The sequence below is a fragment of the Oceaniradius stylonematis genome (assembly GCF_965223445.1).
Taxonomy (GTDB): domain Bacteria; phylum Pseudomonadota; class Alphaproteobacteria; order Rhizobiales; family Rhizobiaceae; genus Roseitalea; species Roseitalea stylonematis.
The window spans coordinates 3,414,092-3,430,767 of the sequence record NZ_OZ244994.1; the positions used below are offsets into that span (position 1 = coordinate 3,414,092).

Here is a 16,676-nt window from a genome sequence, read left to right on the forward strand (position 1 = left end):
TTGTGCAAGTGCACAATCGTATCGTCCGCGCGGCCGCCGCGCGGGCGAACCGGTGGATGCCGCCCTGCGCTTGCCAAGCGCCGGCCAGACCCATAAGGGCGGTGGCTCGCGGTGGGAGGAATGAAGATGGCCGGACTGGCGGCACTGTGTCTTGCCTACGTTTTTTCTCAGTTCTACCGCAGCTTTCTGGCGGTGCTCACACCGGCATTGGGTGCCGATCTTGGCATGACCAAGGCGGACCTGTCGCTGGCGTCGGGCGTCTGGTTCGCGGCGTTCGCGCTGATGCAGTTCGCCGTCGGCGTCGCGCTCGACCGGTTCGGTCCGCGCCGCACCACGGCGCTCTTCATGCTGGTCGCGGCGGCGGGCGTGGCGCTGTTTGCTGTCGCATGGACGCCGACGGCCATCGTCGCGGCCATGGCGCTGATCGGCATCGGCTGCGCGCCGGTCCTGATGGCGTCCTATGTGATCATCGCGCGCGGCTACGATGCGGCGCGATTCGCGCTGATGGCCTCGGTCTTCATCGGTCTTGGCAATCTGGGCAACATCATCGGCGCCGCGCCGATGGCCGCAGCCGCCGAGGCGTACGGCTGGCGCCCGGTGGTCGGCCTTCTCGGCGCCGCCACCGTGCTGGTCGCGCTTGCGATCCTTCTTCTGGTGCGTGATCCCGAGCGGATCGACGATCCCGACGGTCCGCCCGGCTTTGCCGGCTTTCTCGCCGTGCTGCGCATCCGTGCACTGTGGTTCATCATCCCGCTGACGCTCGTCTACTACGCCACCGCCGGCGGCATTCGCGGCCTGTGGACCGGTCCGTTTCTCGCCGAAGTCTATGACGCCGACACGATCCTGATCGGTCAGGTCACGCTTGCGATGGCTCTTGCGATGGCGATGGGCAGCTTTGTCTACGGCCCGCTCGACAACTGGCTGAACACGCGCAAATGGGTGCTGTCGGCGGGCGTGATCCTGGCCATCGGCGCCTGCATTTTTCTCGCCGCCGCGCCGCAGAGCGGGCTTGCCGCCGTCACCGCCGCACTGGTGCTGATCGGCGCGGCGTGCGTCGGCTACGGCGTGATGACCGCCCATGCCAAGAGCTTCATCCCGCCGGCGCTGATCGGCCGCGGCGTGACGCTTATGAACTTCTTCTCGATCGGCGGCGTGGCGCTGATGCAGTTCCTGACCGGCACAATCGTCACCGTCACCGCCGATCCTGCGGCGCCCGAGACAGCCTATCAGTGGCTGTTCGGCTTCTACGCGCTCACGCTGGCGCTGGCGCTTGCCGTCTACCTCTTCTCGCGTGATGCCAGGCCGCGCCCGGATGCGGTCACAGCGCGCTGACCCAGCGCGCGATCGTGTCGGCCATCATCTGGTTGTTGGAGGGCGAAAGCGCGTCGCCGGCGATGACGTGGTTGTAAGGGTCGTCCGATTCCGCAACGGCGACGATCTCGGCAGGTCCGCCCCACCGGTCCGCGATCTGGCGCGTCACCGTGTGATCGACCACCCGATCATCGTCCGAGAAGACGAAAAGCGCCGGAATGTCGGTGTTCTGGTAGAATTGCGCATTGGCATGGGCCACCGATGCGGCCATCGGCAGCAGCGCGACGGACGGGTAGCGCTCGGTCCAGAACTTGGCATGCAGTTCGTTCTCGGGCTCGAAACTGCGCTCCGCACCGGCGACCAGCGGCACCAGTTGGCGCGCGAACGGCGCGGTCAGGATCTGGCTTCCGCTCGCCTGCACCTTGAAGTTGGGTGATACGAAGACGATGCCGGCGATCCGGTCCTTGAGGTCCGGATGAAGCGCCGCGATGGCCGCGAGCGTTCCGCCGGTCGACGTTCCGATCAGCACCACCCTTTCGCCCAGACGCTCGCCGATCGCAATCGCTTCGGCCACATCGTCGAGCCAGTCCTGAACGGTCGGTTCGGCCATCGCCTCGTCCGAGCGCCCGTGTCCGACGAGCCGCGTGTAGAACAGATTTGCGCCGAGAGCCTCGGCGGCCATGTCCGGCGCGGGCCGGATTTCGCCGGGCGACGCGGAAAAGCCGTGAATGTAAACGAGCGCCACCGGAGTCTTGGCCTTCGATGCGGGAAATGCCCAGATGAGCTGCATCTCGGCGCCCTCGACAATGTTGTCGAACTGGGCTTCATGCGCGGCCATATAGGCGTCGATGTCCTCGCCGATCGTCGCCGGATCGAAACGCAGCGCCGTATCGACCGGTTCGCGCGGGCCGAACACCCAAAGACCGGCCAGAACGATGATCAGGGCGATGATGATGTAAAGCACGGTCTTGATCCGGGAGCGCTTCCTGGGCGGCCTGTCGGCGCGCGGCGCCGGCTGCGGCGTGTCTGTCATGGCGATGCGGCTCCCTTGTACCGGTTTTCGGCTCCGATGTGGTAGCGCCGCGTCCGGCGCTTGGCAATCGCGCCCGGACGGGCGCGGCCCCCGCGTTGACAGCGGCGCTCCGAAACCCGATCTTCGCGCGCAAAGGGAGTGTGAAATGGCGGGTTTGTTCAAGCGCCTGTTCGGCGGCGGCGAAGCGACGGACGATCCGGCGGGCAGGGCGCCCGACGAAGAATACAAGGGCGTCGAGGTCCGTGCCGCGCCGGTCAAGGAAAGCGATGGCCAGTGGCGTATTGCCGGCACGCTGACCCGGACCGCCGACGGCACCACGATCACGCGCCGCTTCCTGCGCGCCGATCTTCTGGCCTCGCGCGATCTGGCGGTGTCATCGACGCTGGCCAAGGCACGGCTGATCATCGACCAGAACGGAGACGATCTGTGGAAGGGCGACACGGACCGCCCCGCCTGACCGCCGCTTGACGGCACGGGCGCGGGTCCTCAAAAGGACGCCACCCATTCGCTGTGCCATCCGGTTCCGTCCATGCCCGACCATCTCGCCGCCGAACGCCTGACCGTTCACCCCGTGAACGCGCCGCTTGTCGGCCGCGCGGCGGTTCCGGGCTCGAAGTCGATCACCAACCGCGTGCTTCCGCTCGCCGCGCTCGCCAAGGGTGTCAGCACGATCACCGGCGCGCTCAAGAGCGACGATACGCACCATATGGCCACGGCCTTGCGCGCCATGGGCGTGACGGTTGAAGAACCGGATTCAACCTCTTTTCGCGTAACGGGAAATGGCCGCCTCGCGGCACCGTCCACCTCCCTGTTTCTGGGCAATGCCGGCACGGCGACACGGTTTCTGACCGCGCTTGCCGCGTCGGTCGACGGCACGGTCGTCATCGATGGCGATCAGCACATGCGCAAGCGGCCGATCGCCCCGTTGGTCGACGCGCTGCGGTCGATCGGTATCGACGCCGAAGCGTCGACCGGCTGTCCGCCCGTGACGGTGCGCGGACGGGGGATGCTGCCCGGCGGGCGGATCGCTATCGATGGCGGCCTCTCCAGCCAGTATGTCTCGGCGCTTTTGATGGCCGCGCCGCTGGCCGATGCGCCCGTCGACATCGTTCTGACCGGCGACCAGATCGGCGCGCGCGGCTATATCGACCTGACGCTTGCGGCGATGGCTGCCTTCGGCGCCAGCGCGGAACAGATCTCCGAAGGCCATTGGCGCGTCTCACCGACTGGCTATGCGCCAGGCGACCATCATGTCGAACCCGACGCCTCGGCCGCGACCTATCTGTGGGCTGCCGAAGCCTTGACCGGCGGTGCCATCGACATCGGTACGGCGCCGGGTGCCTTCACCCAGCCTGACGCCAAGGCACATGCCGTCATCGCCCGCTTTCCGAACATGCCGGCGGAAATCGACGGATCGCAGATGCAGGACGCGGTGCCGACGCTGGCCGTCCTCGCCGCCTACAATGAAACGCCCGTGCGCTTTGTCGGCATCGGGAATTTGCGCGTGAAGGAGTGCGACCGCACCGCAGCGCTCGCCCAGGGCCTCAATCGCATCAGGTCCGGTCTGGCAACGGAGGAGGGCGACGATCTGATCGTCCATGCCGATCCGTCGCTGCGCGGGGCAACGGTGGCCGCCGGGATCGACAGTTTCGCCGACCATCGCATCGCCATGAGCTTCGCGCTGGCGGGTCTTGTCACCCAAGGGATCACCATCCTCGACCCCGGCTGCGTGGCGAAGACGTTTCCCGCCTATTGGGATGTGCTGGAAGGGCTTGGCGTAACGCTGAGCTAGGGCACCGCAGCTACGCCAGCGCGGGATCGATCCCGACATTGGGCCGGTCGATCACATCGCGCAGCGCGAACGAAGAGTTGATCTTCACCACATGGGGCAGGTTGGACAGCCAGTCCCGGTGGATGCGCTCATAGTCCGCCAGATCCTTGGCGGCGATGCGCAGCATATAGTCGTATTCGCCGCTCATCAGATAGCAGACCAGGACGTTCGGGCAGCGTTTGACCGCATCCTCGAACTCGCGCAGCGTCGTCTGGAACTGGCCCGACAGCGAGATGTGCACGACCGCCGTCATCTGGTGGCCAAGCGCCTTGTTGGACAGGCGCGCGTGATAGCCGCGGATTGTGCCGGATTTCTCCAGCGCATCCAACCGCCGCGAACAGGCAGACGGCGACAGGCCCACCTTGTCGGCCAATGCCGCATTGGGCATCCGGCCATCCTGCTGGAGTTCGGTCAGAATCGCACGATCGATCGCATCGAGAGCCATAATTGCAAAAATATCCAATCGAACATCGGTTCGTTTGGATATTATTGCGCGAGCGTTCGCACGTCCAGCACTCTTTGCACGGACATTGCGCAACGTTTCTGCGATGCTTGCATTAACACGAAAATGGGAGGTTTCGCGATGCGTGTCGGCTGCCCGAAGGAAATCAAGAACCACGAATACCGCGTCGGACTGACGCCCGGCTCCGTGCGCGAATACATCGCCCACGGCCATGAGGTGATCGTCGAGACCGGCGCAGGCCTTGGCATCGGCGCCGATGACGGCGCCTATCGGGCGGTCGGCGCCAAGATCGCCGACACCGCCGCCGAGGTGTTCGAAAAGTCCGACATGATCGTCAAGGTCAAGGAGCCGCAGCCATCCGAATGGGTGCAGCTCCGTGAGGGACAGATTCTCTACACCTATTTGCACCTCGCTCCCGATCCGGATCAGACCAGGGGCCTGGTGGAAAGCGGCTGCACGGCGATTGCCTACGAGACCGTCACCGACGATCATGGCGGCCTGCCGCTGCTTGCGCCCATGTCCGAGGTCGCCGGCCGTCTGGCGATCCAGGCGTCGGCCACCGCGCTGCAGAAGGCCAATGGCGGCCGCGGCGTCCTGCTCGGCGGCGTGCCCGGCGTCAAGCCGGGCCATGTCACCGTCATCGGCGGCGGCGTCGTCGGCATCAACGCGGCGCGCATGGCGGTCGGCCTTGGCGCCAAGGTCACCATGCTCGACCGGTCGCTGCCGCGCCTGCGCGAACTCGACAACATTTTCCAGGGCCGCGTCGAAACCCGTTACTCGACCGTCGAGGCGCTCGAGGAGAGCGTGTTCGAGTCCGATGCGGTCGTCGGCGCCGTGCTGATACCCGGCGCTGCAGCGCCCAAGCTTGTCACCCGCGAAATGCTCGGCGGCATGAAAAAGGGCGCTGTCCTGTGCGATGTCGCCATCGACCAGGGCGGCTGCTTCGAGACGTCCAAGGCCACCACCCATGCCGAGCCCACATACGAGGTGGACGGCATCATCCATTATTGTGTCGCCAACATGCCCGGTGCCGTGCCGGTCACCTCCGCGCACGCGCTCAACAACGCGACGCTGCGGCAGGGTCTGGCGCTCGCCGACCATGGCCTTGAGGCGCTGACCGACGACCCGCATTTGCGCAACGGGCTCAACGTCCATCGCGGCCGCATCACCAACGGCCCGGTCGCCGAGGCGCTGGGCTACGATCTGGCGGCGCCGGAAAGCGCGCTCAAGGTCGCTTGAGGAAAAGCATGATCATCTGCGCCGCGGTTCCTCCCGCCGCGGTGTGAGAAAGGGGCCGGTCACGCCATGCGTGCCGGCCCCGTTTCTTCCGGTTGTTGTCAGTAGCCGATGACGAGATCGGTGACGCGGCGCAGCGTCACGCGCCGGTTGCGCCAGTCGGCGCGCCGGGTCGGCACCAGAAGGTCTTCCTCGCCGTAACCGATCGTCTCAATCGCATTGTTTGGAATGCCGGACCGGGCCAGTTCATCGGCGACCGAGCGCGCCCGCGCCCGCGACAGGCGCAGATTGGCCTCGTTCGAGCCGACCGCATCGGTATGCCCTTCGATCAGGAACAGCTCGCGCCCGCGGCGGCGCAGAAGCTGGCGCATCGCGCTGGCGATCTCGTCGATCTTCCAGATCTCGCGAGGCGGAATGCGGGCCGAACCGAACGCGAAATTGATCGACTGGATATCGACCGACGGCGCGATCCGGCGCAAATCACGCCGGCGGGTGAGTTCGCGCACAGATACGCGTGCGTCCGGCGCGATCACCATGGATGGATCGGCGCCCAGCCGTTCGAGCAGTTCGGCGGCCGTCGGCGTCGATTGTGCCAGCGCCTGGGGCAGGGCGGTGAATGTGGCGGCGCCGCCGGCGAGGATGCCAAGGACGGCGCGGCGATCGAGAATGCGGGTCATGATCGTTCCCTTCACGAAAGACTGTGTCGGGAGCGAATTTCGACCATTGTGGCTGAATTGCCGATGAACGCGCCGTTCAGCCGCCGGGCGCGCTAATGCCGTGCTGGGCGGCGAGGGCGGCACGCTCATTGGCCGACATCGGGCGCACGCGTCCCTCCGAGCGCCGGTACGGCCGGAAACCCATCTTCTGGTAAAGCGGCAGCGCGGCAGGATGATCGAGCGTGCACGTGTTGACGGTGACGCTGTCGGGACCGGCCGACCAGGCCGCCTCGACAGCCTGGCCGAGGAACCAACGGCCCAGGCCCAACCCGTGCACATGCGGCATCATGCCGAAATAGGCCAGATCGCTGAGCGTGGCCGTCTTGCGGTTGATCTCGAAGAAGCCGGCCGGCGCGCCGTCCACATGCAGCACGGTGATCTCGCATGTGTCGGCATGGACGGCCTTGCGCAGGTCCTTGTCGTTCATCCGCAGCCGCGCTTCCCAGTTCCAGTGAATGCCGACCTGGAAATAGAGATAGCGATAGAAATGCAGGGGCGGCCTGGGCACCGCGAGCAGCGCCGCATGCACATTGGCGGGTTTTGCCGGGTAGACGGCGGGCGGGCCGTCCATGCGCAGATAGGTGATCGTCGTCTCGAGCGCCTGGTCAGCGTTGCGCAGCGCCGTGCGGCCGGGAGAAAGCCAGCTCATGGGGTCACCCATCCGCCGGGCCGGTGACGACCGGCGTGTCGGGCCTGCCGCCCCATTCGCTCCACGAGCCATCATACAGCCGGTGGTTCTCGGCGCCGACCGAGGCCAGCGCCAGATTGATCACCGCCGCGGTCACGCCCGAGCCGCAACTGGTGACGACCGGCTTTCCCGGATCGATCCCCGCCTCGGCAAGCGCGGCGCGCAACCCGTCCAGGTCCTTGAAATAGCCATTCTCGGACAGTGCGCCGAAAGGCAGGTTGCGGGCGCCGGGCATGTGGCCAGACCGCATGCCGGCGCGCGGTTCGGGCTCCTCACCGGTGAAGCGTCCGGCACCGCGCGCATCGGCGATCTGCGCCGAACCATCGGCGACGATGGCCTGCATCGCATCGAGGGAGACGAGCTGGCCGGGGTCGAAATGCGGCACAAAGGCGGTGCCCGCAATCTTGGTCGGTCTGTCAGTGACCGGCCGGCCATCGGTCTTCCAGTTGTCGAACCCGCCGTCGAGCACGAACACCTTGTCCGCCCCCATGACACGGAACATCCACCAGACGCGCGGCGCGGTGAACATGCCCGGACCGTCATAGACGACGATCGTGTCGGTCCGGCCAATGCCCATCGCGCTGGCATGGCGCTCGAACTCGGTCGGCGAGGGCAGTGTGTGCGGTAGCGCGCTGTCAGGATCGACCACCGCGTCCTGATCGAAGAAGATAGCGCCGGGAATGTGGGCCGCATCATACTCGGCGCGCGCGTCGCGGTTCTGCGCGGGCAGATACCAGGAGGCATCGACCACCGACAGGCCCGGATCGTGCAGATGGGTTTCCAGCCAGTCGGGCGAGACGATGAAGGGGCTCTTTTCGGCCATCAGGGCTCCTCGGCGGCGGTCAGGCTTGCGGCGGTGCGCCGAACCTTATCCGGAAGCGCCGGTTCTCGCGACCCTTCTTCTCGATCTTGCCGATATGGATCGGCCCGATTTCGCCGGTCATCTTCACATGGGTGCCGCCGCATGGCTGGCTGTCGATGCTTGCATCGTCGCCGATGCACACCAGCCGGATGCGGCCGGTGCCCGTTGGCGGACGCACATTCTTCGATTTGACAAGGCCCGGATTGGCATCGAGCGCCGCCTCATCGATCCATTGCGCATAGACCGGATGATCGGCTTCGACCATCGTCATGAGGACAGCGGTCACGTCCGCCTTGTCGATCGTTTCGGCCATGTCGAAATCGACGCGGCTTTCGGTTTCGCCGACCGCGGCGCCGGTGATCGGAAACGGGCAGGCGACCGTCAGCAGATGGCAGGCCGTGTGCATGCGCATTAGATTGTACCGGCGCTCCCAGTCGATGGCCAGCGCCACGGTTTCGCCCGTCTCGGGCAGGGCCGAACCTTCAGCCGGCACATGGACGATCTCGTCCTTGGTCTCGCCGGTCACGGTGGTTGCGATCGTGATGGTGCTGCCGTCGGCCCGGCTGAGCGTTCCGCTGTCGCCCGGCTGCCCGCCCGATGTGGCGTAGAAGACCGTCCGGTCGAGCACGATCCCGCCGCGATCGTTGACGTCCAGAACCGTCGCTTCGGCCCCGGTCAGATAGGCATCGTCGCGGAACAGCGCTTCGGTCACCGATGGCACGTCAGGCGTCCTCGAACGGCACGTCGATGTCGGCCGTGCGCTCCATCCATTCGGGCACCGGCAGGCCCTTTTGGCGCAGGAAGGCGGGGTTGTAGACCTTGGACTGGTAGCGGTGGCCATAGTCGCACAGGATCGTCACGATGGTGTGGCCAGGGCCCAGTTCCCGTGCCAGCCGCACCGCGCCGGCAATGTTGATGCCGGTCGAGCCGCCCATGATCATGCCTTCCTCCAGCGCCAGCTTGAAGACCAGGTCGAGCGCCTCGGCATCGGAAATGCGCCATGCAAAGTCCGGGGCAAAGCCTTCCAGATTGGCCGTGATCCGTCCCTGGCCGATGCCTTCGGAGATCGAGCTGCCTTCGGACTTGAACTCCCCGGTCGTGTAATAGGAAAAGAGCGCCGCGCCATGCGGGTCGGCGAGGCCGATCTTGATGTCCGCATTCTTGGCGCGCAGCCCCTCGGCGACACCGGCGATCGTGCCGCCGGAACCGGCCGCGCAGATGAATCCGTCCACCTTGCCGTCCGTGTCGCGCCAGATTTCCGGTGCCGTCGTTTCCACATGCGCCTGCCGGTTGACCGCGTTGTCGAACTGGTTGGCCCAGATCGCCCCGTTCGGCTCGGTCTTGGCGAGTTGCTCGGCGAGGCGGCCCGAAACCCGCACATAATTGTTCGGGTTCCGGTAGGGGACCGCCGGCACTTCGACCAGTTCGGCGCCGCCCAGCCGCAGCGCATCCTTCTTCTCCTGGCTCTGGGTTTCGGGGATCACGATCACGGTCCGGTATCCCAGCGCCTGCGCCACCATGGTCAGCCCGATGCCGGTGTTGCCCGCCGTTCCCTCGACGATCACGCCGCCTGGTTTCAGCGTGCCCCTGCGCTCGGCATCCCGGATGATGGCCAGCGCCGCCCGGTCCTTGACCGATTGGCCCGGGTTGAGAAACTCGGCCTTGCCGAGGATCGTGCAGCCGGTTTCCTCCGATACGCGCCTGAGCTGCACCAAGGGCGTGTTGCCGATGAGATCGATGATCGATGAGTGCATGAAAATAGGCTCCAGTCTTTGCGCAAAGGCTAAAGGCGCGTCTCTGGCCCGGCAAGGTATTTGTGCTTTCGGATCAAGGCGGTTGACGAATTGTTTGCCATAAACCAATGACAATCGAAATTCGGTTTCGCCGGTGATCCGGATTGTGTCAGCCCGCGTAGACATGACACAAGAGTGACACGAAGGCGACGGCGGTCGCCCATTGGGGAATTTGATGTATCAAGGTCAATTCAGTTCGCTGGACGCGCTGGTGAGCGGTTATGTGGCAGGTAGCCTGCCCAAGCCGGTGCACGTGCTGATGGATGCCCATCTGGAACTGTCGCCGGACAACCGGGCCATTGTCGGCGGCCTGGAAGTCGCCGCCGGCGACGCACTGGAACATATCGCACCCGAGGCGATATCGGGCCGCGACGCCGCGCTTGCATCGATCTTTGCCAGCGATCCGGCGCCGCTCTCCGCCGGCGATGCGGTCAGGCGCTGCGGAACCATGCCGCGCGCCCTGCAGGACTTCGTTGGCCACACGGCCGATGAGATTCCCTGGAAGACGAAAATGCCGGGCTTTCGCGAGTTCGACATGGACGATGTCGATGGCTGTCACGTCTCGATGTTCTGGATCAAGCCCGGCCGGACGGTGCCCGCCCATACGCACGATGGCATGGAACTGTCGCTGATCATCCAGGGCGCGTTCAGCGACGAACGCGGCCGGTTCGGCCGCGGCGACATCTCCATCGCCGATCCGTCCGTCGACCACCGCCCGACCGCTGAGAACACCGTGCCGTGCATCGGCTTTGCGGTCACCGACGCGCCGCTGCGCCTGACGGGGTCGCTGCGGCAGAGGCTCGGAGACATTCTGTCGATCTGAGCCTTCTTTCGGCTCGAAGGTGTTGCAGGGCAACCGATTGACCCTCTGATGCGTAGTGCATCAGAGGGTTTTTTGTCAGCCGGGCCGTGCTGCCCGGCATCACATGGAAGAAATTGATGGGACTTTACAGGGTCAGAGCCGGCGACGGCGTCGTCTGGATCACCGGCGCGAGCGCGGGCATCGGCAAGGCACTGGCGCTGCAGATGGCGCGCCAGGGCTATGAGGTCGTCGCAACGGCGCGCAGCGCCGACAAGCTCGAAGCGCTGGCGGCCGAAAGCGCGGGCATGGCGGGCACCATCCATGCCCGGCCGTGCGATGTGACCGACCGCGATGCGATGGCCGAGGCTGTCGCCGACATCGAGGCGACGCACGGCCCGATCCGGCTTGCCGTGTTCAATGCCGGCAATTACTGGCCCGCCAGCGGGGCGCGGCTCGAGATCGACAATTTCGCCAAGACCTACGAGATCAACCTGTTCGGCGTGCTCAACGGGCTCGTGCCGGTCGTCGAGCGCATGAAAGATCACGGCCGCGGCCAGCTCGTGCTGGTTGCGTCCGTCTCCGGCTATTCGGGGTTGCCGGCGGCTTCGGCCTATGGCGCCTCCAAGGCCGCCATCAACAACATGGCCGAGTCGCTCAAATTCGACTTCGACCTGATGAACATCCGTATCCAGGTGGTCAATCCGGGCTTCATCGACACGCCCCTGACCGAGAAGAACGACTTCGAGATGCCCGCCCTGATGCCGGTCGACAAGGCTGTCGAACAAATGATCAAGGGCATCGAGGGCGGCGGGTTCGAGATCACCTTCCCGCGCCGCTTCACCTATCTTCTCAAACTCCTGCGCATGCTGCCGCATCCTGTCTATTTCGCGCTGATGAAAAGGGCGACGGGCTGGGACCGCAAGAATTTGAAGACCGGCAATGCGCCGGACGAGGCCGGGTGATCGGTCAGTCCCGCTCGATCGAGGCGCGCAATTTGGACTGGCGCGTTTCGTCGAGCGGGAAGTTCCACATTAGCGCAATGGCGCCCGATTTCAGCGCAACGGGCACGAGCGCGTAGGTCACCGCCAGCGCGGTCAGCGCGCCAGGGTCTTGCGCCGGCCCGGCGCCAGCCTCGAAACCGAACAGATCGAGCAGCGGGAAGGCGAGGCCGACCGCCAGTGCCAGCGAGAGCTTGGTCGCAAGACTCCAGGCGGCGAAATAGATGCCCGAGCGCTGTTCGCCCGACGCCGCCGTGTCGACATCGATGACGTCGGCCTGCATCGCCGGCGGGATCGCCAGATCGAAGCCGACCAGCAGCCCGGTTGCAGCACAGATGACAGCGAAGGCGGCAATGTCGCCCTCCGACAGGAGCGGCACGGTCGCAAAGATGATGCAGGCGGCGATCATGCCGAGCGCCCAGGCGCGGTGCTTGCCGACGCGCCGCGAGGCCCAGGTGGCAAGCGGAACGCCCGCGACGCCGCAGGCGAAATAGAGAAACAGAAGCGGCCCCTGCAGCGCTTCGGCACCCAGATAGTCGCCGACAAAGAACAGGAACAGCGTCGCCGGGATGCCATTGGCCATCCCGTTCACGAAGAAGGCCGCGATCAGCCGCAGGAAGGGTGTGTTCTGCCGAAGATGGCCGAGGCCCGCGCGCCAGTCGACCGCCTCGCGCGTATGCTCGTGCGGCTCGGGCACCGCAAACACCGTGACCGCGCCCAGCGCCGGAAGCGCGATCGCGATCGCAACCCCGAGAAGCGCCAGACCGTGAAAGCCCGACGCATCGTCAAAGCCCAGCGTGAAGGGAAGGGCGATGGCGATCAGCGTGCCGGTCAGCGTGAACCCCTCGCGCCAGCCGGTGATCGTTGACCGGCTGCGATAGTCGCCGGCCATTTCAGCGCCCCAGGCAAAGAACGGGATGACGGCCGCCGTGTAGCCAAGCGACAGCAACATGCCCCAGCCGGCAAGATAGAACGGGCCGGCATCGACGGGCGGCCAGAACAGCATGAAGGCGGCAAGCGCGCAGACCGGCAGCGACAGCGCGAACAGCCGGCGCCTGCGGCCGAACGGTGTGCGCCACTTGTCGGCGACAAGGCCGATCAGCGGATCGTTGACCGCATCGAAGATACGCATGGCGACCAGCGCCGCACCGGTTGCGGCCAGCGAAAGGCCCACCGCCTCGCTGTAGAAGGCCGGCAGCAGGATGTAGAGCGGCAGCGTCAGCGCCGCCAGCGGGATCGCCGGCAGGGCATAGGCGATGACGCGCGCAAGCGGCGTCTTGTCAGAGGTGCCCGACGGGTCCGGCGCGCGCATGGAACAGCTTTCGGCTGGAGGAGCGATATCGGGGTTACGCATCGCCGCGGGCAGCGGTTCAGCACGGCGACTGCGGCGTCAGGCGGCGCGTTGGTAGGTCAGTTGCCGCACATCGATGAACTCTGCCCGGAAACCGGCCTCGCAATAATAAAGATAGAAGTCCCAGAGCCGCTTGAAGCGGTCATCGAAGCCCATCTGGCTGATTTGCGGCCATGCCTGCCAGAACCGTGCGCGCCACTCTGCGAGCGTGCGGGCGTAATCCTGCGGGAAGATACGCTCGCCGAGCAGCGACAGGCCATGCCGCTCGCCCAGATCATGAAGGGTCGAGGGCGGCGGCAGCATGCCGCCGGGGAAAACGTAGCGCTGGATGAAGTCGGGCTGCTTGCGGTAGATCGGAAAGGCCTTGTCCTCGATCGTGATGATCTGCAGGCCGGCCTTTCCGCCAGGTTTCAGGACATCGTGGACCTTGGAAAAATAGGTCTCCCAATACTCCTCGCCGACCGCCTCGAACATTTCGATCGAGACCACCTTGTCATAGGTGTGCTTCTCGTCGCGATAGTCCTGGAACTTGATCGTCACCTTGTCGCCGAGACCGGCCAGCCGGATGCGTTCGCGGGCGAAATCGAGCTGTTCGCGGCTGATCGTCAGGCCGGTCACCTTGCAGCCGATCTCGCGCGCGGCGAACTCGGCGAACCCGCCCCAGCCGCATCCGATCTCCAGCACATGGTCGTCCTTGGTGATGCAGGCTGTCTGCGCCAGCGCGCGGTACTTGGCCGTCTGGGCGCTTTCCAGATCGTTGGCCCCGGTCTGGTAGAGCGCCGACGAATAGGTCATCGAGGGATCGAGCCACAGCCCGTAGAAATCGTTGCCCAGATCGTAGTGCGCGGCGATGTTCTTCTGCGCGCGCGTCTTGGTGTTGCGGTTGAACCAGTGCCGGACGCGCGAAAAGAACCGCATGGTCGCTCCGGCGGTCGCCAGCTTGTGGCCCAGTTCCTCGTTGACGACGAAAAGTTCGAGAAAGGACGTCACGTCCGGGCTGTCCCAGTCGCCGGCTATGTAGCTTTCCGCGGCGCCGATCGTCCCGCCGGAGATGGCCATGCGCGGCAGGTTCCAGTTGTGCAGGATCACCACGCCGTCCGGCCCCGGCGCCTTGCCGTCGATCTTGACGACGCGCTTGTCCGGCAGCCGCAGCGTCAGCGTGCCCTTGGGCAGGTGCAGCGCGGCGCGCAGCGCCAGCCGGGCCTTGAACGGCAGGCCGCGCACATGACGCCCGATATTGTTGGGGGTCAGCGGTTCGGCGGCCGCGATCAAATCGCGCACCAGCTTGCTCGATCCGCCCATCGTGTCCGTGGATGCCATCTTACTCGTCCGCCTCAACAGGGTGCAGGCCGTCGGCCTGCGCGCGGGTACCAACTGGCCGGCCGCGCGTTCCGGCCATCATTCGGCGGGGCCGGGCGCTGCGTCTTCATAGGAGACCGGATGCGGCGGCGTGCCCCGCGAGATGAATTTCGCGCCCTTGAGCCATAATTTCAAGGCTTGCCAGTGAATTGCGGCGACAACCCGAAGTGTCATGAACGGCTGACGCGCGATGAGGCCTGCCAGAACCGGTGTCAAAAATGGTTTTGCCGAACCGGCGAATGTCGCCGACAGGAGCGGATCGGCGCCCTCGGTCTCGAGGATGCGCAGCCGCACATTCTCGCCCGGCGGCACGATGCGGAAATGATAGCGCATGCCCAGATCGATGAACGGCGAGACGTAGAAGATCTTGGTGCGTTCCTGCCGCAGGCCGGCCGGGCCGAGCTGTCCGTCCTCGACCGCACAGACATAGGTGTGGCGTTCGCCGAACGTGTTGCGCACCTCGTAGATGGCGGCGGTCAGCGCACCTGCATCGTCATAGCAGAAATACACCGACAGCGGATTGAACACGAAGCCGAACATGCGCGGATAGGCCAGCAGCAGGATGCGGGCGGGCCGGGCAACGCCCGCCTCCTCGGCAAGTGCCGTCGCATGGGCGCGTAGTGTGGTGTGGCTCGCATCCCTCGGCAGATGGTCGGCTTCACGAAATGAAACGAGATTGCGCCGGTTGACGGAAAACAGCGCCGACAGGCGGTCGGCCTCGTCCAACCGGTCGAGATCGAGCAGCGCCGTAAAGACGCGGTAGGTGAAGCGGTGGCCGAAAGGCTTGAGGCGCGCATGCATCACCGTTCCCGGATAGAGCAGGGCAGGTTCTTCCGGCGGCGCGAACATCGGGGCGCCGTCTTCGATATGCCGTTCTCGAACGTGCAATGTCATGGCCAGAGCCTACTCCGCCGCGATGGGCAAGGGCAATTCGTCAGGCCCGGCCGCTTCGTCGCCGCGCCACGGCACGACCGCGCCCAGCGCTTCGGCGGCGTCGAGGCCCGAGCGCAGCCCGTCCTCGTGAAAACCGTACCCGGTCCACGCCCCGGCGAACCATGTGTCGCGCCGGCCCTGGATCAGCGGCAGACGGGCCTGGGCCGAAAAGGCGGCGGCATCATATTGGGGGTGATCGAACGACCATTCGCCGAAGATCGTGCCCGGTGCCGGTTCGCGCGTCGGGTTCAGCGTGACGAACAGCGGATATTGCGGATCGATGTTCTGCAGCCGGTTCATCCAGTATGTGACGCAGATCTCGCTGCCGTCTCCGCTGCCGCTTTCGCGCAGATAGTTCCACGCTGCCCATGCGCCGGGGCGTTTCGGCATGAAGCTGGGGTCGCGATGCAGGATGACGCGGTTCGGCTTGTAGGGGATCGCCGACAGGATATCGGCCTCGTTGGCGTCCGCGTCGGCCAGCATGGCAAGCGTCTGGTCGGAGTGGGAGGCAAGGACGACGGCATCGAAATGCTCGGCGGGGCCGCCCTGGGCCTGAACGATCGCCCCGCCGGTCGCCGGCCGCTCTATGCGCGTCACGGGCGCGCCGGTGCGCACATTGTCGCCAAGCGGGGCCATGAGCTTTTCGAGATACGTTCGCGATCCGCCCGACACGGTCTGCCAGACCGGCGGCCGGGTTTCCAGCAGCCGGTGGTTTTCGAAGAACTGGACGAAGGACCGCGCGGGAAAGTCGAGCATCTTGATGCGCGGCGTCGACCAGATCGCGGCTGCCATCGGGATCAGATAGTCGTCCCGGAACCGTCGCGAGAACCGGCGAAATCGCAGATAATCGCCGATCGACAGCCGGTTCAGCACACCCTCGTCACGGTCGATCCTGGCCTGCTTGTTGAACCGGAAGATCTCGCGCAGCATCCACAAGAAGCTCGGCGAGACGAGGTTCCGCTTCTGCGCGAAGACGGTGAGGTAATCCTGCCCGCACCATTCGCGGCGGCCGGCATCCAGCGACATGGAAAAGCTCATGTTCGTGGTCTCGCGGGCAATGCCGAGATGATCGAACAGGGCGCACAGGTCCGGATAGTTGCGCTCGTTGAAGACGATGAAGCCCACATCGACCGGAATATGCGTGCCGTCATGGTCGACATCGACCGTGCAGGTGTGCCCGCCGGCCCGCTTTTCAGCCTCGAACAGGGTGACATCGTGCACCGGTGACAGCGCCCAGGCGGCGGAAACGCCCGACACCCCGCTGCCGACGATTGCCACACGTTTTTTCTGACCGGCGGCT

The 16,676-nt window shown here is 65.7% G+C and carries 17 protein-coding genes; 6 read left to right on the forward strand and 11 right to left on the reverse strand.

Annotated elements, in window-relative coordinates:
• Window positions 1-126: 126 nt before the first annotated feature.
• Window positions 127-1,332, forward strand: coding sequence for an MFS transporter (locus tag ACOQOU_RS16880; RefSeq protein ID WP_420578746.1), 1,206 nt, complete (start codon window positions 127-129; stop codon window positions 1,330-1,332).
• On the opposite strand, the gene ACOQOU_RS16885 is transcribed toward ACOQOU_RS16880, so the two are convergent.
• On the reverse strand, window positions 1,319-2,344 hold the full coding sequence (locus ACOQOU_RS16885; RefSeq protein ID WP_306024780.1) for an alpha/beta hydrolase: 1,026 nt from the start codon (window positions 2,342-2,344) through the stop codon (window positions 1,319-1,321). The two genes, ACOQOU_RS16880 and ACOQOU_RS16885, sit on opposite strands and share 14 nt — an antisense overlap.
• 145 nt (window positions 2,345-2,489) lie before the next feature.
• Between ACOQOU_RS16885 and ACOQOU_RS16890 the strand changes: the two genes are divergently transcribed.
• Entirely contained in the window at window positions 2,490-2,801 is a 312-nt protein-coding gene (locus tag ACOQOU_RS16890) for an HlyU family transcriptional regulator (RefSeq protein WP_306024781.1), read from the forward strand.
• A gap of 72 nt (window positions 2,802-2,873) precedes the next feature.
• Window positions 2,874-4,136 (forward strand): 3-phosphoshikimate 1-carboxyvinyltransferase, encoded by a 1,263-nt coding sequence (gene aroA, locus ACOQOU_RS16895; protein WP_306024782.1) that lies wholly within the window; start codon window positions 2,874-2,876, stop codon window positions 4,134-4,136.
• 10 nt (window positions 4,137-4,146) lie between these two features.
• On the opposite strand, the gene ACOQOU_RS16900 is transcribed toward aroA, so the two are convergent.
• Window positions 4,147-4,620, reverse strand: coding sequence for an Lrp/AsnC family transcriptional regulator (locus tag ACOQOU_RS16900; protein ID WP_306024879.1), 474 nt, complete (start codon window positions 4,618-4,620; stop codon window positions 4,147-4,149).
• A gap of 138 nt (window positions 4,621-4,758) precedes the next feature.
• On the opposite strand from ACOQOU_RS16900, the gene ald reads away from it, so the two are divergent.
• Entirely contained in the window at window positions 4,759-5,877 is a 1,119-nt protein-coding gene (ald, locus tag ACOQOU_RS16905) for an alanine dehydrogenase (RefSeq protein ID WP_306024783.1), read from the forward strand.
• A gap of 98 nt (window positions 5,878-5,975) precedes the next feature.
• On the opposite strand, the gene ACOQOU_RS16910 is transcribed toward ald, so the two are convergent.
• The 5 genes from ACOQOU_RS16910 to ACOQOU_RS16930 all read right to left on the reverse strand — a co-directional run bounded on the left by ACOQOU_RS16910 (window position 5,976) and on the right by ACOQOU_RS16930 (window position 9,894).
• Window positions 5,976-6,551, reverse strand: coding sequence for an OmpA family protein (locus ACOQOU_RS16910; RefSeq protein WP_306024784.1), 576 nt, complete (start codon window positions 6,549-6,551; stop codon window positions 5,976-5,978).
• A gap of 76 nt (window positions 6,552-6,627) precedes the next feature.
• Window positions 6,628-7,239, reverse strand: coding sequence for a GNAT family N-acetyltransferase (locus tag ACOQOU_RS16915; RefSeq protein WP_109766193.1), 612 nt, complete (start codon window positions 7,237-7,239; stop codon window positions 6,628-6,630).
• 4 nt (window positions 7,240-7,243) lie between these two features.
• Window positions 7,244-8,101, reverse strand: coding sequence for a 3-mercaptopyruvate sulfurtransferase (gene sseA / locus ACOQOU_RS16920; protein WP_109766080.1), 858 nt, complete (start codon window positions 8,099-8,101; stop codon window positions 7,244-7,246).
• 19 nt (window positions 8,102-8,120) lie between these two features.
• Entirely contained in the window at window positions 8,121-8,861 is a 741-nt protein-coding gene (locus ACOQOU_RS16925) for an alanyl-tRNA editing protein (protein ID WP_306024785.1), read from the reverse strand.
• Between the two features lies 1 nt (window position 8,862).
• Window positions 8,863-9,894, reverse strand: coding sequence for a cysteine synthase A (locus tag ACOQOU_RS16930; RefSeq protein ID WP_420578747.1), 1,032 nt, complete (start codon window positions 9,892-9,894; stop codon window positions 8,863-8,865).
• A gap of 214 nt (window positions 9,895-10,108) precedes the next feature.
• Here ACOQOU_RS16930 and ACOQOU_RS16935 point away from each other — a divergent pair, with 214 nt between their 5' ends.
• Together ACOQOU_RS16935 and ACOQOU_RS16940 are read left to right on the forward strand one after the other, a co-directional pair.
• Window positions 10,109-10,756 (forward strand): ChrR family anti-sigma-E factor, encoded by a 648-nt coding sequence (locus tag ACOQOU_RS16935; protein ID WP_306024786.1) that lies wholly within the window; start codon window positions 10,109-10,111, stop codon window positions 10,754-10,756.
• A gap of 116 nt (window positions 10,757-10,872) precedes the next feature.
• A complete protein-coding gene (locus ACOQOU_RS16940; RefSeq protein WP_306024787.1) occupies window positions 10,873-11,697 on the forward strand; it encodes an SDR family NAD(P)-dependent oxidoreductase in 825 nt (274 codons plus the stop codon).
• A gap of 4 nt (window positions 11,698-11,701) precedes the next feature.
• Here ACOQOU_RS16940 and ACOQOU_RS16945 read toward each other — a convergent pair whose 3' ends face one another.
• The 4 genes from ACOQOU_RS16945 to ACOQOU_RS16960 form a co-directional block, all read right to left on the reverse strand.
• Complete coding sequence (locus ACOQOU_RS16945) at window positions 11,702-13,045, reverse strand: MFS transporter (RefSeq protein ID WP_306024788.1); 1,344 nt, start codon at window positions 13,043-13,045, stop codon at window positions 11,702-11,704.
• 78 nt (window positions 13,046-13,123) lie between these two features.
• On the reverse strand, window positions 13,124-14,404 hold the full coding sequence (locus ACOQOU_RS16950) for an SAM-dependent methyltransferase (protein WP_245412897.1): 1,281 nt from the start codon (window positions 14,402-14,404) through the stop codon (window positions 13,124-13,126).
• Window positions 14,405-14,482: 78 nt separating this feature from the next.
• Entirely contained in the window at window positions 14,483-15,337 is an 855-nt protein-coding gene (locus ACOQOU_RS16955; RefSeq protein ID WP_306024789.1) for a DUF1365 domain-containing protein, read from the reverse strand.
• A 9-nt stretch (window positions 15,338-15,346) separates the two neighbouring features.
• Window positions 15,347-16,654, reverse strand: coding sequence for an NAD(P)/FAD-dependent oxidoreductase (locus ACOQOU_RS16960; protein ID WP_306024790.1), 1,308 nt, complete (start codon window positions 16,652-16,654; stop codon window positions 15,347-15,349).
• Window positions 16,655-16,676: the final 22 nt, after the last annotated feature.